General features: G+C 62.7%; 15 protein-coding genes. 11 read left to right on the top strand and 4 right to left on the bottom strand.

Annotated features, from left to right (window positions below; all coding sequences use genetic code 11):
* Positions 1 to 66 precede the first annotated feature (66 nt).
* On the bottom strand, positions 67 to 1,071 hold the full coding sequence (locus C0Z16_RS02560) for a helix-turn-helix transcriptional regulator (RefSeq protein ID WP_102630676.1): 1,005 nt from the start codon (positions 1,069 to 1,071) through the stop codon (positions 67 to 69).
* Positions 1,072 to 1,252: 181 nt separating this feature from the next.
* Here C0Z16_RS02560 and C0Z16_RS02555 point away from each other — a divergent pair, with 181 nt between their 5' ends.
* The 8 genes from C0Z16_RS02555 (at position 1,253) to C0Z16_RS02520 (ending at position 11,904) form a co-directional block, all read left to right on the top strand.
* Entirely contained in the window at positions 1,253 to 1,720 is a 468-nt protein-coding gene (locus tag C0Z16_RS02555) for a DUF4863 family protein (protein ID WP_102630675.1), read from the top strand.
* 8 nt (positions 1,721 to 1,728) lie between these two features.
* The gene (locus C0Z16_RS02550) at positions 1,729 to 3,324 is read left to right on the top strand and encodes a 3,4-dehydroadipyl-CoA semialdehyde dehydrogenase (RefSeq protein ID WP_102630674.1); all 1,596 of its coding nucleotides are present in this window, start codon (positions 1,729 to 1,731) and stop codon (positions 3,322 to 3,324) included.
* Positions 3,325 to 3,450: 126 nt separating this feature from the next.
* On the top strand, positions 3,451 to 5,055 hold the full coding sequence (locus C0Z16_RS02545; RefSeq protein ID WP_102630673.1) for a benzoate-CoA ligase family protein: 1,605 nt from the start codon (positions 3,451 to 3,453) through the stop codon (positions 5,053 to 5,055).
* Positions 5,056 to 5,063: 8 nt separating this feature from the next.
* On the top strand, positions 5,064 to 5,909 hold the full coding sequence (locus tag C0Z16_RS02540) for an alpha/beta fold hydrolase (protein ID WP_102630672.1): 846 nt from the start codon (positions 5,064 to 5,066) through the stop codon (positions 5,907 to 5,909).
* 285 nt (positions 5,910 to 6,194) lie between these two features.
* Positions 6,195 to 7,073, top strand: a complete 879-nt coding sequence (locus C0Z16_RS02535; RefSeq protein WP_102630671.1) for a prohibitin family protein — start codon at positions 6,195 to 6,197, stop codon at positions 7,071 to 7,073.
* Positions 7,074 to 7,324: 251 nt separating this feature from the next.
* Positions 7,325 to 7,657, top strand: coding sequence for a hypothetical protein (locus tag C0Z16_RS02530; RefSeq protein WP_102630670.1), 333 nt, complete (start codon positions 7,325 to 7,327; stop codon positions 7,655 to 7,657).
* An 81-nt stretch (positions 7,658 to 7,738) separates the two neighbouring features.
* Positions 7,739 to 9,850, top strand: coding sequence for a phosphocholine-specific phospholipase C (locus C0Z16_RS02525; protein ID WP_102630669.1), 2,112 nt, complete (start codon positions 7,739 to 7,741; stop codon positions 9,848 to 9,850).
* Between the two features lie 254 nt (positions 9,851 to 10,104).
* The gene (locus C0Z16_RS02520; RefSeq protein ID WP_102630668.1) at positions 10,105 to 11,904 is read left to right on the top strand and encodes a methyl-accepting chemotaxis protein; all 1,800 of its coding nucleotides are present in this window, start codon (positions 10,105 to 10,107) and stop codon (positions 11,902 to 11,904) included.
* A gap of 27 nt (positions 11,905 to 11,931) precedes the next feature.
* Here the strand turns inward: C0Z16_RS02520 and C0Z16_RS02515 are convergent, their stop codons facing one another.
* Together C0Z16_RS02515 and C0Z16_RS02505 are read right to left on the bottom strand one after the other, a co-directional pair.
* Entirely contained in the window at positions 11,932 to 12,312 is a 381-nt protein-coding gene (locus C0Z16_RS02515; RefSeq protein ID WP_102630667.1) for a DUF5594 family protein, read from the bottom strand.
* Between the two features lie 414 nt (positions 12,313 to 12,726).
* Positions 12,727 to 13,635, bottom strand: a complete 909-nt coding sequence (locus tag C0Z16_RS02505) for a LysR family transcriptional regulator (RefSeq protein ID WP_102630979.1) — start codon at positions 13,633 to 13,635, stop codon at positions 12,727 to 12,729.
* A gap of 149 nt (positions 13,636 to 13,784) precedes the next feature.
* Between C0Z16_RS02505 and C0Z16_RS02500 the strand changes: the two genes are divergently transcribed.
* The 3 genes from C0Z16_RS02500 to C0Z16_RS02490 are packed head-to-tail and all read left to right on the top strand — an operon-like array spanning position 13,785 to position 18,315.
* Entirely contained in the window at positions 13,785 to 15,905 is a 2,121-nt protein-coding gene (locus tag C0Z16_RS02500; RefSeq protein WP_102630978.1) for a 3-hydroxyacyl-CoA dehydrogenase NAD-binding domain-containing protein, read from the top strand.
* A gap of 49 nt (positions 15,906 to 15,954) precedes the next feature.
* Positions 15,955 to 17,163: an acyl-CoA dehydrogenase family protein gene (locus C0Z16_RS02495; RefSeq protein WP_102630665.1), complete on the top strand. Its 1,209-nt coding sequence runs from the start codon at positions 15,955 to 15,957 to the stop codon at positions 17,161 to 17,163.
* Positions 17,164 to 17,175: 12 nt separating this feature from the next.
* Positions 17,176 to 18,315 carry an acyl-CoA dehydrogenase family protein gene (locus C0Z16_RS02490; protein WP_102630664.1) on the top strand — a complete coding sequence of 380 codons (1,140 nt, stop codon included), beginning with the start codon at positions 17,176 to 17,178 and terminating at the stop codon, positions 18,313 to 18,315.
* A 16-nt stretch (positions 18,316 to 18,331) separates the two neighbouring features.
* On the opposite strand, the gene C0Z16_RS02485 is transcribed toward C0Z16_RS02490, so the two are convergent.
* On the bottom strand, positions 18,332 to 19,093 hold the full coding sequence (locus C0Z16_RS02485; protein ID WP_244201139.1) for a tetratricopeptide repeat protein: 762 nt from the start codon (positions 19,091 to 19,093) through the stop codon (positions 18,332 to 18,334).
* Between the last annotated feature and the right edge of the window lie 76 nt (positions 19,094 to 19,169).

Here is a 19,169-nt window from a genome sequence, read left to right as displayed (position 1 = left end):
ATCGTCACACCCATGTAAAGCACTTTACTGCATGTTTCCGTGTTAACCCTAGCGTCTCAATGCATCTCAGTTTGCGGGCGCCTCGTGGGGCGCCTCAGCTGCCAGCCTTGCGGCGAGGCGGTCGCGCAGTTGCAGATAGGCGTCCGCCAAAGTTTTGTCGCTTGTGTCGAAGGTCATGTCCGCGCGGCCATAAAGCTCGCTCCGACCCGCGAGGATTCGCTTCAGATCGTCCATCGCTTCCTTGTTGCCGGACATCGGCCGCAGATCGCCCTGCGCGACGACGCGGCGCATGTGCTCTTCCGGCGCCGCCTGCAACCAGACGGTGAAGCAGTGCGACAGCAACGCGTTGAACGTGCCGGACTCGGACACCAAACCGCCCGGCGACGCAATCACCGCACGCTCGTGCTCCTGGATCACGGCCTCCAGCGCGCGGTGCTCGTAGCGCCGGTAAGCGCTTGCGCCATACAGCGAGTGGATTTCTGCGGGCGGGCAACCGGCCAGTTGCTCGATGACGCGGGTCAGCTCGACGAACGGCACCTTGCGCTCCTGCGCGAGCATGCGACCCAGTGTCGATTTGCCGGCGCCGCGCAGCCCGATCAGCGCGATCCGGTCCTTGCGATGCGGATCGCGCGGCGCCTGCGCGAACATCTCGGCGAGCGCCACGCGCGCGCGCTGCAACGCCGCCTGGTCGCGCCCGTGCAGCAGTTCGCGAATCAACAGCCATTCCGCCGATGCAGTGGTTTCGTCGCCGATCACTTCGGCCAGCGGGCAATTCAAGGTGGCCGCGATCTGCCGCAACACTAGCACCGACGCATTGCCCACGCCCGATTCCAGATTCGCCAGATGGCGCTCGGACAAGCCCGTCTCAGTGGCCAGCGTCTTGCGGGTTATGCCGCGGCGCGCGCGCAGCAGACGTACGCGCTCGCCCATGGCGGTGAGAAAGGGATCGCGCTCTTCGCGTTCGCCGGTCCGCTCGCCGCCGCGGTCCGTCCGCTCGGCACCGCCGGCTTCCTGATCGGCCGCGTCGTGTGACGGCGAGCCTGCTCCCGGCGGAGTGTAACCTTGGTTCATGTTTTCTCCTTCCAAACATCTATACATGTACTATAGTGCTTGACACACATCGCGTGAACGGTTAATTTTCGCCCAACATTGATCCACATACCAAGACTGCCGCTATTTTTCGAGCGGCATCACGGAGACCGCGCAGCGCGTCACATGCATTAAGGTGCGTGCGCACAGTCCGGAGGCTTGCATGTCCCCATCCGATTTTCAACGCCTGATTGCGGGCGTCACCGAGCAACTCGCCAGCCGGCCACTGAACGCCGAACTCGCCGCCTGGTTGAATAGCACCTATCCGGCCAGCAGTTCGACCTTTCGCGAACTCGCCGACGCGTGCCGCACCGGAGTCGCCGAAGGCTGGCTCTGCAATCGCGAAGGCGGTGGCATCCGCTACGGCCGGATCTTCAAGGCGCTGCCCGACACGCACGGTTTTTCCGTCGACGTTGTCCACATGAAGGACATTGCCGGCCCACATCATGTCCATCCGCATGGCGAGATCGATCTCATCATGCCGCTCACCGAAGGTGCGACGTTCGACACCCACCCTGCCGGCTGGTGCGTCTACGAGCCGGGCTCCGCGCATCGTCCGACGGTGGCGAACGGCGAGGCGCTGGTCCTCTATCTCCTGCCGCAAGGCGCAATCGAATTTACCGCCGCGTGAGGGCCGTCATGATCGAACTATTGAAGAACCACGTGGCAGGCGAATGGATCGCGGGCGCGGGAGAAGGCGTAACGCTGACCGATCCCATCACCGGCGAAGCGCTCGTGCGCGTTTCGAGCTCGGGCCTCGATCTCGCGCGAGCCTTCCGCTTCGCACGGAATGAAGCCGGCGCCGCGCTGCGCGCGCTGACCTATGCGCAGCGCGCCGCGCGCCTCGCCGATATCGTCAAGCTGCTGCAAGCAAAGCGTGACGACTACTACGCGATCGCGCTCGCGAACTCAGGCACCACGCGCAACGATTCGGCGGTCGATATCGACGGTGGCATTTTCACGCTGTCGTATTACGCGAAGCTTGGTGCATCGCTCGGTGACGTGCATGCACTGCGCGACGGCAACGCAAGCGCATTGAGCAAGGACCAGTCGTTCAGCGTGCAGCACGTGCTGACGCCGACACGTGGTGTCGCGCTCTTTATCAACGCATTCAACTTCCCTTCGTGGGGCCTGTGGGAAAAAGCGGCGCCCGCGTTGCTTTCGGGCGTGCCCGTCATCGTCAAACCCGCAACCGCGACGGCGTGGCTGACGCAACGCATGATCGCCGACGTCGTCGACGCAGGCATCTTGCCGCACGGCGCACTCTCGGTGATATGCGGAAGCTCAGCGGGCCTGCTCGATCAGATTCAGGCATTCGATGTCGTCTCGTTCACGGGCTCAGCCGAAACCGCCGCAACGCTGCGCGCGCATCCGGCCTTCGTCGAACGCGGCGCGCGTCTGAATGTGGAAGCGGACAGCTTGAACAGCGCGATTCTCTGCGCGGATGCCACGCCCGACACGCCCGCGTTCGAACTGTTCATCAAGGAAGTCGCACGCGAAATGACCGTGAAATCCGGGCAAAAGTGCACGGCGATCCGGCGTGCATTCGTGCCCGACACGGTACTCGGCGCCGTGATCGATGCACTGAAAACGAAGCTCGCAAAAATCACCGTTGGCAATCCTCGTAACGACGCTGTCCGCATGGGTTCGCTCGTGAACCGCGCGCAATACGAGAACGTGCTGGCGGGCATTGCCGCCTTGCGTGAGGAAGCGGTGCTCGCGTACGACGGTTCGGATGCGCCGCTTATCGACGCAGACGCAACGACTGCGGCTTGCGTCGCGCCGCATCTGTTTGTCGTCAATGATCCGGATAACGCGACGCTGCTGCACGACGTCGAAGTATTCGGCCCTGTGGCGAGCGTGGCGCCGTATCGCGTCACGCACACCGCTGATGACCTGCCCGAAGCGCATGCCGTAACGCTGGCGCGACGCGGTCAGGGATCGCTCGTCGTGTCGCTCTATTCAAACGACGATGCGCACCTCGGCAGGCTCGCGCTGGAACTCGCCGATTCCCACGGCCGCGTGCATGCGGTCTCTCCTTCCGTGCAGCAGAGCCAGACCGGCCACGGCAATGTGATGCCAATGTCGTTGCACGGCGGACCGGGCCGCGCGGGCGGCGGCGAAGAACTCGGCGGCCTGCGCGCGCTCGGTTTTTATCACCGGCGCTCGGCGATCCAGGCATCGGCGGCGGCAATCGACGCGCTGACAGGAGTCACTCACTTACCCACGGCCTGACGAAACAAGGCGCGAGGCGAGCAACCTCTCACGCATCGCACGCATCTCACGCAACAGCGCACGCAAGCATTCAGCGGATCATGAGCACATAACAGCCGGACCGCCCCCACTCGATGGAGGAGACATATGGAAGCCCTGTTCGAACCGGCTGCAAGTCAGCCTGCCGTGACGGCCGCCCCGCCGCCCGCACGCTTCAATTTCGCGGCTCACCTGTTCCAATTGAATGAGGCGCGCGCCGCCAAGACCGCTTATATCGACGACAGCGGGCACACGACCTACGGCGAACTCGAAGAACGCGCGCGGCGCTTCGCGAGCGCGTTGCGCACATTGGGCGTGCATCCGGAAGAGCGCGTGCTGCTGGTCATGCTGGATACGGTCGCGTTGCCGATCGCTATTCTCGGCGCGCTCTACGCAGGCGTCGTGCCGGTGGTCGCGAACACGCTGCTTACGCCCGACGATTACGTGTACATGCTCACGCATAGCCATGCACGCGCGGTGATTGCGTCGAACGCACTGGTGCCGAACGTCAGGCAGGCGCTGGACACCGCCGAGCACGATGGCTGCCAGTTGATCGTTTCGAACCGCGCCTCGCAGGCATCTGAAGGCGAGCCGCTATCTTCGCCTGTGTTTGAAGATCTGATCGACGCCGCCGCGCCGGCCGCAAAACCCGCTGCAAGCGGTTGCGACGACATCGCATTCTGGCTGTATTCATCTGGCTCCACAGGCAAGCCGAAAGGCACGGTCCACACGCACGCAAATCTGTACTGGACCGCGGAGTTGTATGCGAAGCCGGTTCTAGGCATTGTCGAAAGCGACGTGGTGTTTTCCGCGGCCAAGCTATTCTTCGCCTACGGTCTCGGCAACGCGCTGACCTTCCCACTGTCGGTCGGCGCAACCGCTGTGCTGATGGCCGAGCGCCCCGCCGCTGACGCCGTTTTTGCGCGCCTCACGCACCACCGTCCCACCGTTTTCTACGGCGTGCCGACGTTGTACGCGAGCATGCTCGTCTCGCCGAATCTGCCCGCGCGTGAAGATGTCGCGATGCGCGTTTGCACATCGGCGGGCGAAGCATTGCCGCGCGAAATCGGCGAACGCTTTACGAGGCACTTCGGCTGCGAAATTCTCGATGGCATCGGTTCGACGGAAATGCTGCACATCTTCCTGTCGAATCGCGCGGGCGCGGTCGAATATGGCACGACGGGGCGCCCCGTGCCGGGCTATGAAGTCGAGTTGCGCGACGAGAGCGGCCACGCGGTCAGCGACGGCGAAGTGGGCGACCTCTATATCAAAGGCCCGAGTGCGGCGCTGATGTACTGGAGTAACCGCGAAAAATCGCGGGCCACGTTTCTCGGCGAATGGATCCGCAGCGGCGACAAGTACTGCCGTCTGCCGAACGGCTGCTATGTGTATGCGGGCCGCAGCGACGACATGCTGAAAGTCAGCGGGCAATATGTATCGCCAGTGGAAGTCGAAATGGTGCTGGTGCAGCACGACGCGGTGCTCGAGGCGGCGGTGGTTGGTGTCGATCACGGCGGCCTTGTAAAGACCCGCGCGTTCGTCGTATTGAAGCGTGAATTCCCGGCGTCTGAGATACTGGTGGATGAATTGAAGGCTTTCGTGAAGGACAGGCTCGCGCCGCACAAATATCCGCGCGATATCGTGTTCGTAGACGACTTGCCGAAGACGGCCACCGGAAAAATTCAACGCTTCAAACTGCGCGAACAGTCATAAGGTGATGCATGCAGAACCCCGCCATCGAGATCCCGGCTAGTGATTTCGCCGACTTGCCCGTTACGGCATCGCATGGGCCGTTGCGCATCGAATATCGTTGGGCGAACAATGCAGCGGGCGGCGTTAAGAACGATGCGCCAATAGCCGTCTTTCTGCATGAAGGACTCGGCTCCATCGCGATGTGGCGCGACTGGCCGCAGTCGTTGTGTGAGCGGCTCGGCATGCGCGGGCTCGTCTACTCGCGTCCCGGCTACGGACTGTCGACGCCGCGCCCGCACCACGTCAAATGGCCGGTCAATTTCATGACGGATCAGGCGCGCGATATTCTGCCCGCCCTGCTCGACGCACTCGGTATCGACCTGCGCGAGCGCGAACGCATGTGGATTATCGGCCATAGCGACGGCGGCTCTATCGCGCTGCTGTATGCGGCGCTGCATCCCGACGCACTCGCCGGCGCGGTGGCCATCGCACCGCATCTGTTCGTCGAAGACCTGTCCGTGCAAAGCATTGCGCAGACGAGGCTGCTGTACGAAACCACCGAATTGCGCAGCAAACTTAGCCGCTACCACGCCGATGTGGATTCCGCGTTCTATGGCTGGAACGATATCTGGCTGAATCCGGCGTTCCGGGATTGGTCGATTGCGGCGGAACTCGCGTCGATCCGCAAGCCGCTGCTAGCCGTGCAAGGCTACGACGACAACTACGGCACGATGGCGCAGATCGACACGATCCCGGAGCATGTGCCCCATGCGCAACTCGCCAGGCTCGACGCTTGCGGACACTCGCCGCATCGCGATGCGCCCGACCGGCTGAACGAGGCGATTGCGGCATTTGTCTCGCGGCATCGACAGTAATAAACGACACTTCTCGAGCCTTTCACGACTGCGCCACACGGCGCAGTTTTCTTATGCGTGTTAAATCAGCGCGCGCCATTTGAGTCTCTCTCTAAAAGATGCCATTGCGAAAGCATTCAATATGCTTGTAGACTTCGCCGGCGATTCGCCGATGTCCTTTTAATCGCCGAAACATAAAACGACAAATTTGTTTAACGGCGTCGCACCTTCGCATCCGGGCCGGCCGCGTAAAGCCATAAAACGCCGGTCCTTTTCTTGTGTTCTTTCACCTGATAGATCATCGACATGGGCCAGATCATCGTTGTGCTTTTCTTTGCCGCCATTATCGGCGCGGCATCCGTATTCGCTTCGAAATCGCTGCGTAAAGACCATCAGCCGCAAATGCGCTATGGGGTGATTGCGTTCGTGCTGGTCGTGGCGGTCGGCTCTCTATTCTCGTGCTTTACGCAGGTTTCACAATCGCATATTGGCGTCGTCACGACGTTCGGGCATATCGAAGCGGAAACGCTGACCGAAGGCCCGCACCTCGTGAGCCCCGTGTCACGCGTCCACGAAGTATTCGTCGGGCTGGATGTCGCGAAAGTGGAAGGCGCGCAGGCGGCCTCGAAAGATTTGCAGTCGGTGCACACCGATCTGACGATGAACTATCGCGTCGATGCCAACAAGGTGCGCGCGCTGTATGCAATGGCGCCGTCCCTCGAATATGAGGCGTCGTATGTGCAACCCGCGATGTTCGAGGTGTTCAAGGCCGTCGCGGCACGCTACACCGCGGAGGAGCTGGTCACGAAGCGCCAGCAGGTGTCGACCGACATCATGAGCGGCCTCATCACGAAGCTCAAAGGCTACGGCTTCCTGATTCAGGATATCAACATCACCAACTTCAAGTTCAGCGCGGCGTTCGATCAGGCAATCGAAGCGAAGGTCACCGCGAGCCAGCGCGCCGAACAGGCCGAGCGCGAACTCGCACGCGTGAAGTTCGAAGCCGATCAGCAGATCGCCAAGGCGCGTGGCGAGGCGGAGTCGATCGCGATTCAGGCGCAGGCCGTGAAAACCAATGGCGGCCGCGAGTATCTGCAATTGCAGGCAATCAATCGCTGGGACGGCAAGTTGCCCACTTACATGGGCGCGGGCGCCCCGTTGCCGTTTCTGAATCTGGAAAAGTAAGCGGCAGTTTTCACGAGCAGGTCTGTAGGTTCGCGGCGCGTGCAGAATCACGCGCCGACATCATCGCTTGTCGCGCGCACGCCAAGCGATTCGCCCAAGCGCGATTCCCCCACGCAACTCCCCAATTCCCACCAAATCCTCAAATTTCCAAAACTTCATAAAACTTACACAGGTAAGCGGCTATTCTTTTCGCATCGCTACCTGGGCATGTCGATGCCCGCGCGCATCTTCCCCGTGCCGGAGACATCGCCATGTCCGTTGTGCCGAAGCCGATCATTGCCCTGCATCGCAAACGTTTGGTGGGCGCGCTCGTGGCGCTGCCGCTTTGCGCGCTGATCGGCGCCTGCGGCAACGACGACGCCAGGGTGCCCGACACGAGCAACATCAGCCCGACCCATAACTCCGCCGACAACAGCAACACCGCTGCCGTGCTGTCGGCGAATCCGTCTTCCGTACCCGCATCCCCCTCGCCTGCCGCTGTCACGATTCAAAGCCCAGCACTACCCGCATCAAGCGCCGACCCGGCCCTGTCCGCAGCCGGGTCGACGCCGCTCGCCACACCCGTTATTCATACCGTTGACTGAGTCCCGCGCTTCACGCGACGTGCGGCTCACTCGCGCGCGCCGTGTGCATCGTTCCTCTACTGAAGATCGAAAGCCCAAATCATGACCTCAAAAAATCGCCGTGATTTTCTACGCTCCGCCGCGCATGCAGCCGGGTCCGTCACCGCGTTGAGCATGCTGCCGCCCGGCATCCGCAACGCGCTCGCCATTCCGGCGAACAACAAGACCGGCACGATCCGCGACGTCGAACACATCGTCGTGCTGATGCAGGAAAACCGCTCGTTCGACCACTACTTCGGCACGCTCAAGGGCGTTCGCGGTTTTGGCGACACGCGCGCGATCAATCTGCCGAACGGCAAGCCGGTGTGGTATCAGCCGCTCGCCGCCGACCTCGGTTATGTGTTGCCGTTCCGCCCCAGCGCGCCGAACCTCGGCCTGCAATTCCTGCAAGACCTCGCGCACGACTGGAACAGCACACACGCCGCATGGAACGGCGGCCGCTACGACCAATGGGTGCCCGCAAAAAGCGCGACGACCATGGCTTACCTCACGCGCGAGGACATACCGTTTCACTATCAACTCGCCGACGCGTTCACCATCTGCGACGCGTATCACTGCTCGCTGATGGGCCCGACCGACCCGAACCGTTACTACATGTGGGCCGGCGGCGTAGGTAACGACGGCACCGGCGGCGGTCCTGTGATCGACAATTCGGAGCTCGGCTACGGCTGGTCGACCTACCCGGAAGTGCTGCAAAACGCGGGCATTTCGTGGAAGATCTACCAGGACATCGGCACTGGACTCGACGCAAACGGCTCGTGGGGCTGGACGCAGAACGCGTACATCGGCAACTACGGCGACAACTCGCTGCTCTACTTCAACCAGTACCGCAACGCGCAGCCGGGCAATCCGCTGTATGACAACGCGCGCACCGGCACCAACGCGGCAAAGGGCGACGGATACTTCGACATTCTCAAGCGCGATGTGCAGAACAACGCGCTGCCGCAAGTCTCGTGGATCGTCGCGCCGGAAGCGTATTCGGAACACCCGAACTGGCCCGCCAACTACGGCGCGTGGTACATCGATCAGGTGTTGCAGATACTCACGTCGAATCCCGAGGTGTGGAGCAAGACGGTACTGCTGATCAATTACGACGAGAACGACGGCTTCTTCGATCACATGGTGCCGCCCTGCGCGCCGAGTTCGAGCGCGAACGGTCTTTCCACCGTCGACACCGTCAACGAAATCTATCCGGGCGATGCGAAGAACGTTGCCGCGCCGTACGGGCTCGGCCCGCGTGTGCCGATGCTCGTGGTCTCGCCGTGGTCGAAAGGCGGCTACGTGTGCTCGGAAGTGTTCGACCATACGTCGGTGATCCGCTTTATCGAACAGCGCTTCGGGCAACAGCACAATTTCGGCGAGCCGAACATTTCGCCGTGGCGTCGCGCCGTGTGCGGCGATCTGACGTCGGCGTTCAACTTCGCCAATCCGAACGACGCCTTTCCGACACTGCCGGGCACGAGCGGCTATGTGCCGGCCGATCAGAACCGTCATCCAGATTACGTGCCGCTGCCGCCGGCAATACAAGCGGTCCCGCGCCAGGAACCCGGCGTGCGCCCTGCCCGCGCGCTGCCGTATGAACTGTTCGTACGCGTGCATGGTGAAGGCGCGGAAAAGACGCTGACCATGCGCTTCGTCAACACGGGCAGCGCAGGCGCGGTGTTTCTCGTCTATGCCGCGCACAGTCTCGAGGCGCCGCGTACCTATACGGTCGAGGCCGGCAAGCGCCTGCAGGATCATTTCCCGTTGAACGTGGACGGCACCTACGATTTCACCGTCCACGGTCCGAACGGCTTCTTGCGCCGCTTCACTGGCCGCCCCATTGCGCGGAACTGGTGGGATGGCTCCGATATTGCGCGGCCCGAAGTTATCGAGGGTTACGACGTCGCGAACGGCAATCTGCAGTTGCGCCTCGAAAACGTGGGCAGCGCGCATTGCAAGTTCACGATCGTCAATGCGTATGATCCGAAGCACACAATCAAACGCGTGGTGCGTGGCGGCGATACGGATCAGCTTTACCTCGATCTTCGCAATGCGCACGGCTGGTACGACCTGGCGATTACCGTCGACACCGACCCGCTGTTCATGCGGCGTTTTGCGGGTCACGTGGAGACCGGCAAGAGCAGCATGAGCGACCCGGCGTTGGGCGCTTGATCGAGCGTTAGCACCAAGCATGACAACGGCCGCTGCAATGACAAGCAGCGGCCTTTTTTTATGCCGCGGATCGAACTCGCTCATTTTGAGCGACTTAATCGTCAGGCGTATTGCACAGTGAATCCCCGCCCGCGAAGCACTGCGCGTAAACACTGACCCGCGCGCGCTCAAGTCTTGCTATCCGCGAGCCGTATACGCGTATGAGGCGCCCGCCTCACCGACTACGACTCACTGCTCACCCGAAAGACTCCACCATGTTCTCCTCCATTCGCGCACGGATCATCGCGCTGTGCGTCGCTATCGTCGTGGTTGCGCTCGCAACCAATGCGATCCTCAACTATCTGGTCGCGAATTCGTATAACGCGGATGCCATCGACAGCAACCTGACGGCCGTTGAAAGCGGTCATGCGGCAGGTATCAGCGACTGGGTCGCCGCCAACAGCCAGATGATCAATTCGCTGCAGGACGCGGTGTTGCAAGCGGACCCATCGCCGGCGCTCAAGCAGATCGCCGCGGCTGGCAAGTTCACGAACGTGTATGTCGGCTACGCGGACAAGACCGCAAAGTTTTCCGATCCCAATGGCATTCCCGCCGACTACGATCCGACCGGGCGCCCCTGGTACAAGCAGGCCGCGGCAGCGGGCAAACCGGTGGCGACGCCGCCTTATGTCGATGTCGGCACGGGCAAGCTGGTGGTCGCGTTCGCCGCCCCTGTGGTGCGCGATGGCACGGTCAAAGGCGTGGTGTCCGGCGACGTCGCCATGGACAGCGTGATCGCGAACGTGAAGTCGATTCATCCGACGCCCGCAAGCTTCGGCATGCTGATCGACGCGAGCGGCAATATCGTCGCGCATCCCGATGCGAAGCTCACGTTGAAACCGGTGTCTGATGTTGCACCCGGCCTCACGGGCGACAAGCTCGCAGAGCTCTTTCGTGCGGAACGTCCGTTGCAGATGGACGTGAGCGGCAGCGCCAAGCTGTTGCGCGCGCAGGCAATTCCTGGCACCGACTGGTACGTGGTCGTCGCGCTCGACAAAGCGGAAGCGACCGCCGGCATGCGCTCGCTGCTGACCGCGTCCGTCATCGCGTTGATCGTGATCGCCGGCATTGCGGCGGCGATCGTAGCGGCAGTCACCGCTGTTTCGTTCCGGCGCCTGTCGAAAGTACGCGACGCGATGGACGACATCGGTTCTGGCGAAGGCGATCTGACGCAACGCCTGCCCGCCGCCGGCAACGACGAAGTCGCCCAGATCGCGCGTTCGTTCAACACGTTCATCGACAAACTCAGCCACGTGATGCGCCAGATCCGCGATGCGAGTGAATCGGTGCGCGTGGCCGCCAATGAAATCGCGGCAGGTAACGTCGATTTGTCGGGCCGCACTGAATCGGCTGCGGCGAGCCTTCAGGAGACCGCTGCCTCGATGGAACAGATCACTTCTACCGTCACCCAATCGGCGAGCGCCGCGAAGCAGGCCGACACGACTGCCGTGTCTGCATCGCAGGTGGCTTCGCGCGGCGGTGTCGTCATCTCCGAAGTCATCACGACGATGGGCGAGATCGAACGCGCGTCGGTGAAAATTTCGGACATCATTGGCGTGATCGACGGCATTGCTTTCCAGACCAACATTCTCGCGTTGAACGCTGCAGTGGAAGCGGCGCGCGCCGGCGAACAGGGACGCGGCTTCGCGGTCGTGGCCGGTGAAGTGCGTAGCCTCGCGCAACGCAGCGCCCAAGCCGCGAAGGAAATCAAGGCGCTGATCGAAGCCACCGTCGCGAGTGTGAGTTCAGGCTCGGGTCAGGTGCGCCAGGCCGGTGAAACGATGACGGAGATCGTCAGCAACGTCGCCAACGTGACAACGATCATTTCGGAAATCACGCAAGCCGCGAATGAGCAGACACGCGGCATTCAGGAAGTGAACCGTGCAGTCAATCAACTCGATGAAATGGTCCAGCAGAATGCCGCGCTGGTCGAACAATCGACTGCAGCGGCGGCCGCATTGCAATCGCAAGCGGTGAGTCTCGCGAGCGCGGTCACGCAATTCAAGCTGGACTAGGCGATACTGCGAACCCTGAGGCGCGGGCTACGACTCGAAGTCGAGCCCGCCGATCAACGCAACCGGCTCGGCCTGCGTATGCGAAAGAAAGTCGAGTTCGCGCGCGTGATGCCACGCGGCGAGCTTGCGAGGCAGCGCGGCCAGATACCGGGCGAAGCGCGCCTGACCGTCTTCCTTCATCAGTCTTTCGATCTCGTCGCTGTCCCACGTCAGATACAGATTCAACGGATGCGCGTAGTGGCCGATGTGCTCGATAGGCGCCGCGTGGATCCGCAGGCGTGTCGGATGTCCAGGACCGCCATACGGCAGCACTTCCGTATGCACGGTCGTAGCGAAGTATGCGGCGATGGCCTCGGCAATGCGAGGCGCGAACTCTTCATCGAAACGGGCGGCATTCTCTGGACGCATCTCAATCTCCGGCGTGCTGCGAATGAGCGGAGCATCGTAGCATGCGACCCCTGGCACATCGCGAGAGCCTCGATTAACGCCGCTTATACCGCGCGTTTGCTTCTCCGCGCGCGACTGTTGCGCCGCGGAATCTCAAAACTGATCAGCGCCGCGAACGCGGCAGTCGCCGCATAGCCTGCAAGACGAATGGCTTGCTCGGTAGGCGAGCGCGCGATCAGCAGCGCGAACCCGGCGCTCACGAGCAAAACGCGAAATGAGACTGCCCCGATTGTTCCAATTGTTCCGATCGTCCACTTCATTCTGGTCTCCCCTGACGTGTTAACGTGCTGCCGATGGCGCCTGATGCTCTGTTTTTTCACAGCATGCTCGCGACAGCAGCGTGACGGGGCTGTCTTCGGCTGGAGACGCGCGAGCTTAAATGGCGCTGCCTCGTCCGCTTGCGCGCGCCTGCTCCAGCATGAAGTCGATGAAGGTCGACGCCGCGCGCGTGTGATGCCGGTTCGGCATGTAAAGCATGTACATGTTGGTGCCAAAGATGCTCAGGCGCCATTCGTCGAGCGCGGTCAGCACATCGCCGCGTTTCATATCGTCGTGCACGACATAGTCCGGAATGATGCCCACGCCCAGTCCCGCAAGCACCGCTTGCCGCAGGAACAGAAAGTTCTCGGAGATGATGGTCGGTTCGAGCAGCACCTCGTGCCGCTCGTCGCGCAGGTAGGCGGCGACGCGCAATTGCCGGCCCACGACCGCCGCCGTGATCAACGGCGCGGTGCGCAGATCGTCGAGTCGTACCGGCATGCCGTGGCTTTCCGCGAACGCTCGCGAAGCACACGCCACCCATTTGACGGGCCCCATGTCGCGCGCGACGAGATTTTGCGGCGGCTCGGACATGACCCGCACGGCGATGTCCACTTCGTCGCGCATCAGGTCTTCGACGCGATTCTCGAACAGCACGTCGAGCACAATGCCCGGATAGAGACGTTTGAACGCGATCAGCCACTCGGACATGACAAGTTGGCCATAACCGCTCGGCACGCTCAGGCGCACTCGCCCCTGCAGGCTTTGCCCAAGTGTCGTTACCGACTCGCGCGCGGCCAGCAGCGCATTCTGGATCGCGCGGCCATGCTCGTATAACTGCAGACCGATCTCGGTGGGTTCGACGCGGCGCGTGGTGCGCCTGACGAGTTGCAAGCCGATCGAGCGTTCCAACTGATTCAGGTGGTAGCTCACGTTCGCGCGGCTCATTTTCAGCCGCCGCGCGGCTTCGCTGAGGTTGCCCGCATCGAGAATCTCCACCAGCAAAGTCAGCGAATTGACGTCCACAGCCGCGCCCTTTGTCAAAGTTGTTTTGACAGTCTGTCAACGGTTCATGGGATTGTCAATAAACCTTGACCGCTCGACAATCAGGAGAACTCGCACGACCCGGCATGCCGCCGAAGCGCCCAGACAATCAGCCAGGAGACGACATCACCATGACCCTCACCACTTCAGCCGACGTCGTGACGCGCGAATTGCGCGGCAAGGTCCTGCTCGTGACGATCGACCACGCGCCCGTCAACGCGCTTTCCGCCGATGTCCGGCGTGGGCTCCTCGCCGCAATCGAAGCCGCCGATGCCGAGCGCTCAGTCGAAGCCGTGCTGATTGTCGGCGCGGGCCGCAACTTCATCGCCGGGGCAGATATTCGCGAGTTCGGCAAGCCGCCAGTGCCGCCATCGCTGCCAGACGTCTGCAACCGCATCGAGGCCTGCACGAAGCCGGTGATCGCGGCGATTCACGGCGCGGCGCTCGGCGGCGGTCTTGAAGTGGCGCTCGCGGCGCATTACCGCATTGCCGTCGAGGGTGCCAAGCTCGGCTTGCCCGAAGTCCAACTCGGGCTGCTGCCCGGCGCGGGCGGCACGCAGCGCACGCCGCGCCTGACCGGCGCTCAGGCGGCGCTCGACCTGATCCTGAGCGGCCTCCATGCGAGCGCGAAGGAAGCGCTCGCGTTGGGGCTCGTCGACAGGCTCGGCAGCAGCGGCGACATCCTCGCGGAAGGCTTGGCCTATGTGCACGAACTGCTCGCCAACCAGGCACCGGTGCGCCGCACGCGCCACGCCACCGCGCTGAACGATCGCGCCGCGAGCCTCGCGGCAGTCGCCGCGGCGCGCGCCGAGACCACGAACAAGTCGCGCGGCCTCTTCTCGCCATTGAAGATCGTCGATGCAATCGAGGCCGCGATTACGCAGCCTTTCGACGATGGCTTGCGCGTCGAGCGCCAACTCTTTCTGCAATGCATCGACAGTCCGCAGCGGGCGGGGTTGATTCATGCGTTCTTTGCGGAGCGCGAAGTGCTGAAAGCGCCCGAGACGCGCGACGCAAAACCGCGCACGCTGAATGCAATCGGCGTGGTTGGCGGCGGCACGATGGGTGCGGGCATCGCCGTCGCGGTGCTCGATGCGGGCCTGCCCGTGACGATGATCGAGCGCGACGAGGCATCGCTCGCAAGGGGCCGCGCGCACATCGAGAAGGTCTACGACGGTCTCATCTCCAAGGGCCGCATGAGCGCGGAAAAGAAAGCGCAGCTCATGACGCACTGGCGCGGCAGCACTTCATACAATGCACTTGCCGACGCGGATCTCGTGGTCGAGGCCGTGTTTGAGGACCTGTCGGTGAAGCACGCCGTGTTTGCCGACCTCGATCGCGTCTGCAAGCGAGGCGCCGTGCTTGCAACCAATACGTCGTATCTGGATATCGACGCAATTGCGGCCAGCATTTCGCGCCCTGCCGATGTGATCGGTCTGCACTTCTTCTCGCCGGCCAACATCATGAAGCTGCTCGAAGTGGTCGTGCCGAAAGAGGTCAGCGCCGACGTGGTCGCCACCGCATTCGAACTTGCGAAGAAGCTGCGCAAGACGCCGGTACGCGCGGGCGTGTGCGATGGATTCATCGGCAACCGTGTGCTCGCCGTGTATCGCGGCGCCGCCGACGCGATGATGGAAGACGGTGCGTCGCCCTATCAGATCGACGCTGCCGTGCGCGCGTTCGGCTTTCCGATGGGACCGTTCCAGGTGGTGGATCTTGCGGGCGGTGACATCGGCTGGGCTGCGCGCAAACGGCGCGCCGCCACGCGCAATCCGGCGGCACGTTACGTCGAGATCGCGGACCGCCTGTGCGAGCGCGGCTGGTTCGGCCAGAAAACAGGCCGCGGATTTTATCTGTATCCCGAAGGATCGCGCAGCGGCCAACCGGATCCGGAAGTGGAGGCGATCATCGACGCCGAGCGCGCACGCGCCGGCATGACCCCGCGCAGTTTCACCGATGATGAAATCATCCGCCGCTACATGGCCGCCATGATCAACGAGGGCGCGAACGTCGTGCATGAACGGATCGCGCTGCGGCCGCTCGACGTCGACGTGACGTTTCTGTACGGCTATGGCTTTCCGCGGTATCGGGGCGGTCCGATGAAATATGCGGACATGGTCGGCCTGCCGCGCATTCTCGCCGACATCCGCGAGTTCGCAAAAGAAGACCCGTTGTTCTGGCAAGCGTCGCCGCTGCTGATCGAACTGGTCGAGCGCGGCGCGGATTTTGCGAGCCTCAATCAAACCGTGTGACGCGGCTTATTGCTCGACGCCACCGTTGAACATCCACGAGACAAGCGCCATGGACCTGAACTTCACACCCGAAGAAGACGCCTTCCGCGCCGAGGTGCTCGCGTTTCTGCGCGACAAGCTTCCGCAGCGCCTCGCCGACAAGGTGCATAACGGCCGGCGCCTTACGCGCGACGACATGGCCGGGTGGCACGCGATCCTCAACGAACGCGGCTGGCTCGCCCATCATTGGCCGAAAGAGTACGGCGGACCTGGCTGGAACGCGGTGCAGAAGTTCATCTTCGAAAACGAATGTGCGCTGGCCGGCGCACCGCGCGTGGCGCCGTTCGGCGTGAATATGCTGGGTCCCGTGCTGATCAGATACGGCAGCGAAGCGCAAAAACGTCACTGGCTGCCGCGTATTCTCGACGGTTCGGATTGGTGGTGCCAGGGTTATTCGGAACCTGGCGCGGGTTCCGATCTGGCCTCCGTGAAAACCACCGCGGTGCGTGGTGTCGACGCCAACGGCGAGCATTACATCGTCAACGGCCAGAAGACCTGGACCACGCTCGCCCACTACGCGAACATGATCTTCTGCCTCGTGCGCACGGCGACCAACGTGCGCAAGCAGGAAGGCATCAGCTTCCTGCTGATCGACATGAAAACGCCGGGCGTCGAAGTGCGGCCGATCATCACGCTCGACGGCGAGCACGAAGTCAACGAAGTGTTTTTCACCGACGTGCGCGTGCCGGCCGGCAATCTGGTCGGCGAAGAAAACAAGGGCTGGACTTACGCCAAGTATCTGCTCACGTATGAGCGCACGAATATCGCGGGCGTCGGCTTCTCCGTGGCCGCGTTCAATCGGCTGCGCCAGATCGCGGCGACACAGCGGCGCAATGGCCGGCCGCTTGCGGAAGATCCGTTGTTCGCGGCGCGCATGGCGCGCGTCGAAATCGATCTGGAGAACATGAAAACCACGAACCTGCGCGTGATCGCCGCAGTGGCGGGCGGAGGCGTGCCCGGCGCCGAAAGTTCGATGCTGAAGATTCGCGGCACGGAGATTCGCCAGGAGATCTCGTCGCTCACGCGCCGCGCGATGGGACCGTATGCGCAGCCGTTCATCGAAGAAGCGCTGCACGACGATTATCAAGGCGCGCCCGTTGGCCCCGAGGAAGCGGCGAGCGCGGCTTCGCTCTATTTCAACAATCGCAAGCTGTCGATTTTCGGCGGCTCGAATGAAATCCAGAAGAACATCATTTCCAGAATGATCCTCGGACTGTAAGAGGCGCACGTCATGGACTTCCAGCACACCGAAGATCGCCGCATGCTCGCGGATACGCTCAACCGTTTTATCAGCGAGCAGTACGGCTTCGAAACGCGCGACCGTATCGCGCGTTCGTCTCAAGGCTTCAGCAGTGAGTTATGGAATCGTTTCGCAGAGCTAGGTATTATCGGCGCCTTGTTCGATGAAGCGAATGGCGGCTTCAGCGGCGGCGGTTTCGATATCGCGGTGGTGTTCGAAAGCCTCGGCCGCGGGCTCGTGGTCGAGCCGTTCCTCGATACGCTGATTGTCGGCCAGGCGATTGCGCGAAGCGGCAATGAAGCGCAGCGAGCCCTGCTGGGCGACTTGATCGACGGCTCGCGCGTCGCCGCGCTCGCGCATGGCGAGCCGGACGGTCACTATGAACTGGCCCGCGTGACGGCGCGCGCGCAACACGACGGCAACGCGTGGCTATTGAACGGCGCCAAAGCGGTGGTTCAGCACGGCGAGAACGCTACCCTCTTCCTGGTATCGGCGCGCACGAACGGCGACGACGACCCGGAGGAAGGCGTGACGCTTTTTCTCGTGCCTCGCGACGCGGCGGGCGTGAACGTGCGCGGCTATCCGAAGATCGACGGCGGGCGCGCGGCCGAGGTCACATTCGTCAACGTCACACTGCGCGACGACGCGCTGCTCGGTGTGGCGGGCGCCGGTTTCGCGACGCTCGAATACGCCATTGCATGCGGCGTGCTCGCGCTGTGCTCGGAAGCGGTCGGCGCGATGGACGTCGCGAAAGACTACACGCTCGAATATTTGCGCACCCGCAAGCAGTTCGGCGTGGCGATCGGCAGTTTTCAGGCGCTGCAGCACAGAATGGCCGATATGCTGCTGGAGATCGAGCAGGCGCGCTCAGCGGTGATCAATGCCGCGGCGGCGCTCGGTGCCGAGCGCAACGTTCGGGAGCGTGCGATTTCCGCGGCGAAGTACAGCATTGGGAGGGTCGGTGCATTGGTCGCGCAGGAGTGCATTCAGTTGCACGGCGGGATTGGCATGACGTGGGAACTGCCGCTCGCCCACTATGCGAAACGCCTCGTGATGATCGATCATCAGTTCGGGGATGAGGACCATCATCTGGAGCGGTTTGCGGTGTTGGGCCGCAACAGGATGTCGTAAAGGAGCTTTGGGACAGTTATCGCAAGCTTGCCGCCTCCATAGTCGGCGCCGACGTTGCAGCACCGTTCGCACCCGCACTTCCGCCCGGCTGCGCCATTCGCGCTCGCTGGATTTCGTAGAAGCGGAGATTGTCCTGGACCGACGCCTTGGGCAAATCTTTCGCGAGGATCTCCGCCGCCGCCTCGGCGTTGCCAAGCAGTCCGTAGGCGAGCGCCAGATCCTGGCGTGCCTGGGGCGGCGCACCGGGAAAGCGCGTCACGTCCAGCAATACGTTGGCACCCTCGCGCGCATCACCGCCGAGCACCAGCGATAAACCGAGATTCACGCTCAGCAGTGGATCACCCGGATTGGCCTTGAGCGCCTGCCGCAACACCGCCTGCGCACCGGCATGGTCGCCCTTCATGTCGAGCGCGGCACCGAGACCTGCCAATGCCATCGGATCGTCAGGCGTCCTTGCGAGCACGCCGTGATATGTCGAGATGGCGTCGTCGAAACGGCGCTGATGAATCGCCACACGTGCAATGCCGATCAGCGGCGCCGCGGCGTTCGGCTCCAGGCTGCTTGCCCGCTGGTAGTAAACCCGCGCCCGCGTGAAGTCGCCGACCGCATAAAGGGTGTTGCCGAGACCAGTCAAGCCGGGAACGGACTTCGGATCGGCCTGCACGACCTTGTCGAAGAGCGAGGTCGCCAGTTCGACATTTCCCGCGTCGAGAGCGGCTTCGGCAATGCGCAGTTCGCTCATGCTGCTGGGCGACGAATTCCGGGTAACGGGCTGCATGTCGGCTACCTGTCGGCTCGTCGTCGTGCACGCCGCGCTCGCCACCAGCAGCGCGGCGCATAGCACCGTCGGGCAC

Origin of the sequence: Paraburkholderia rhynchosiae, from assembly GCF_002879865.1 — a bacterium.
Classification (GTDB): domain Bacteria; phylum Pseudomonadota; class Gammaproteobacteria; order Burkholderiales; family Burkholderiaceae; genus Paraburkholderia; species Paraburkholderia rhynchosiae.
Note: the sequence above shows the minus strand (reverse complement) of the source record. Positions and strands in the feature narration are given on the sequence as shown.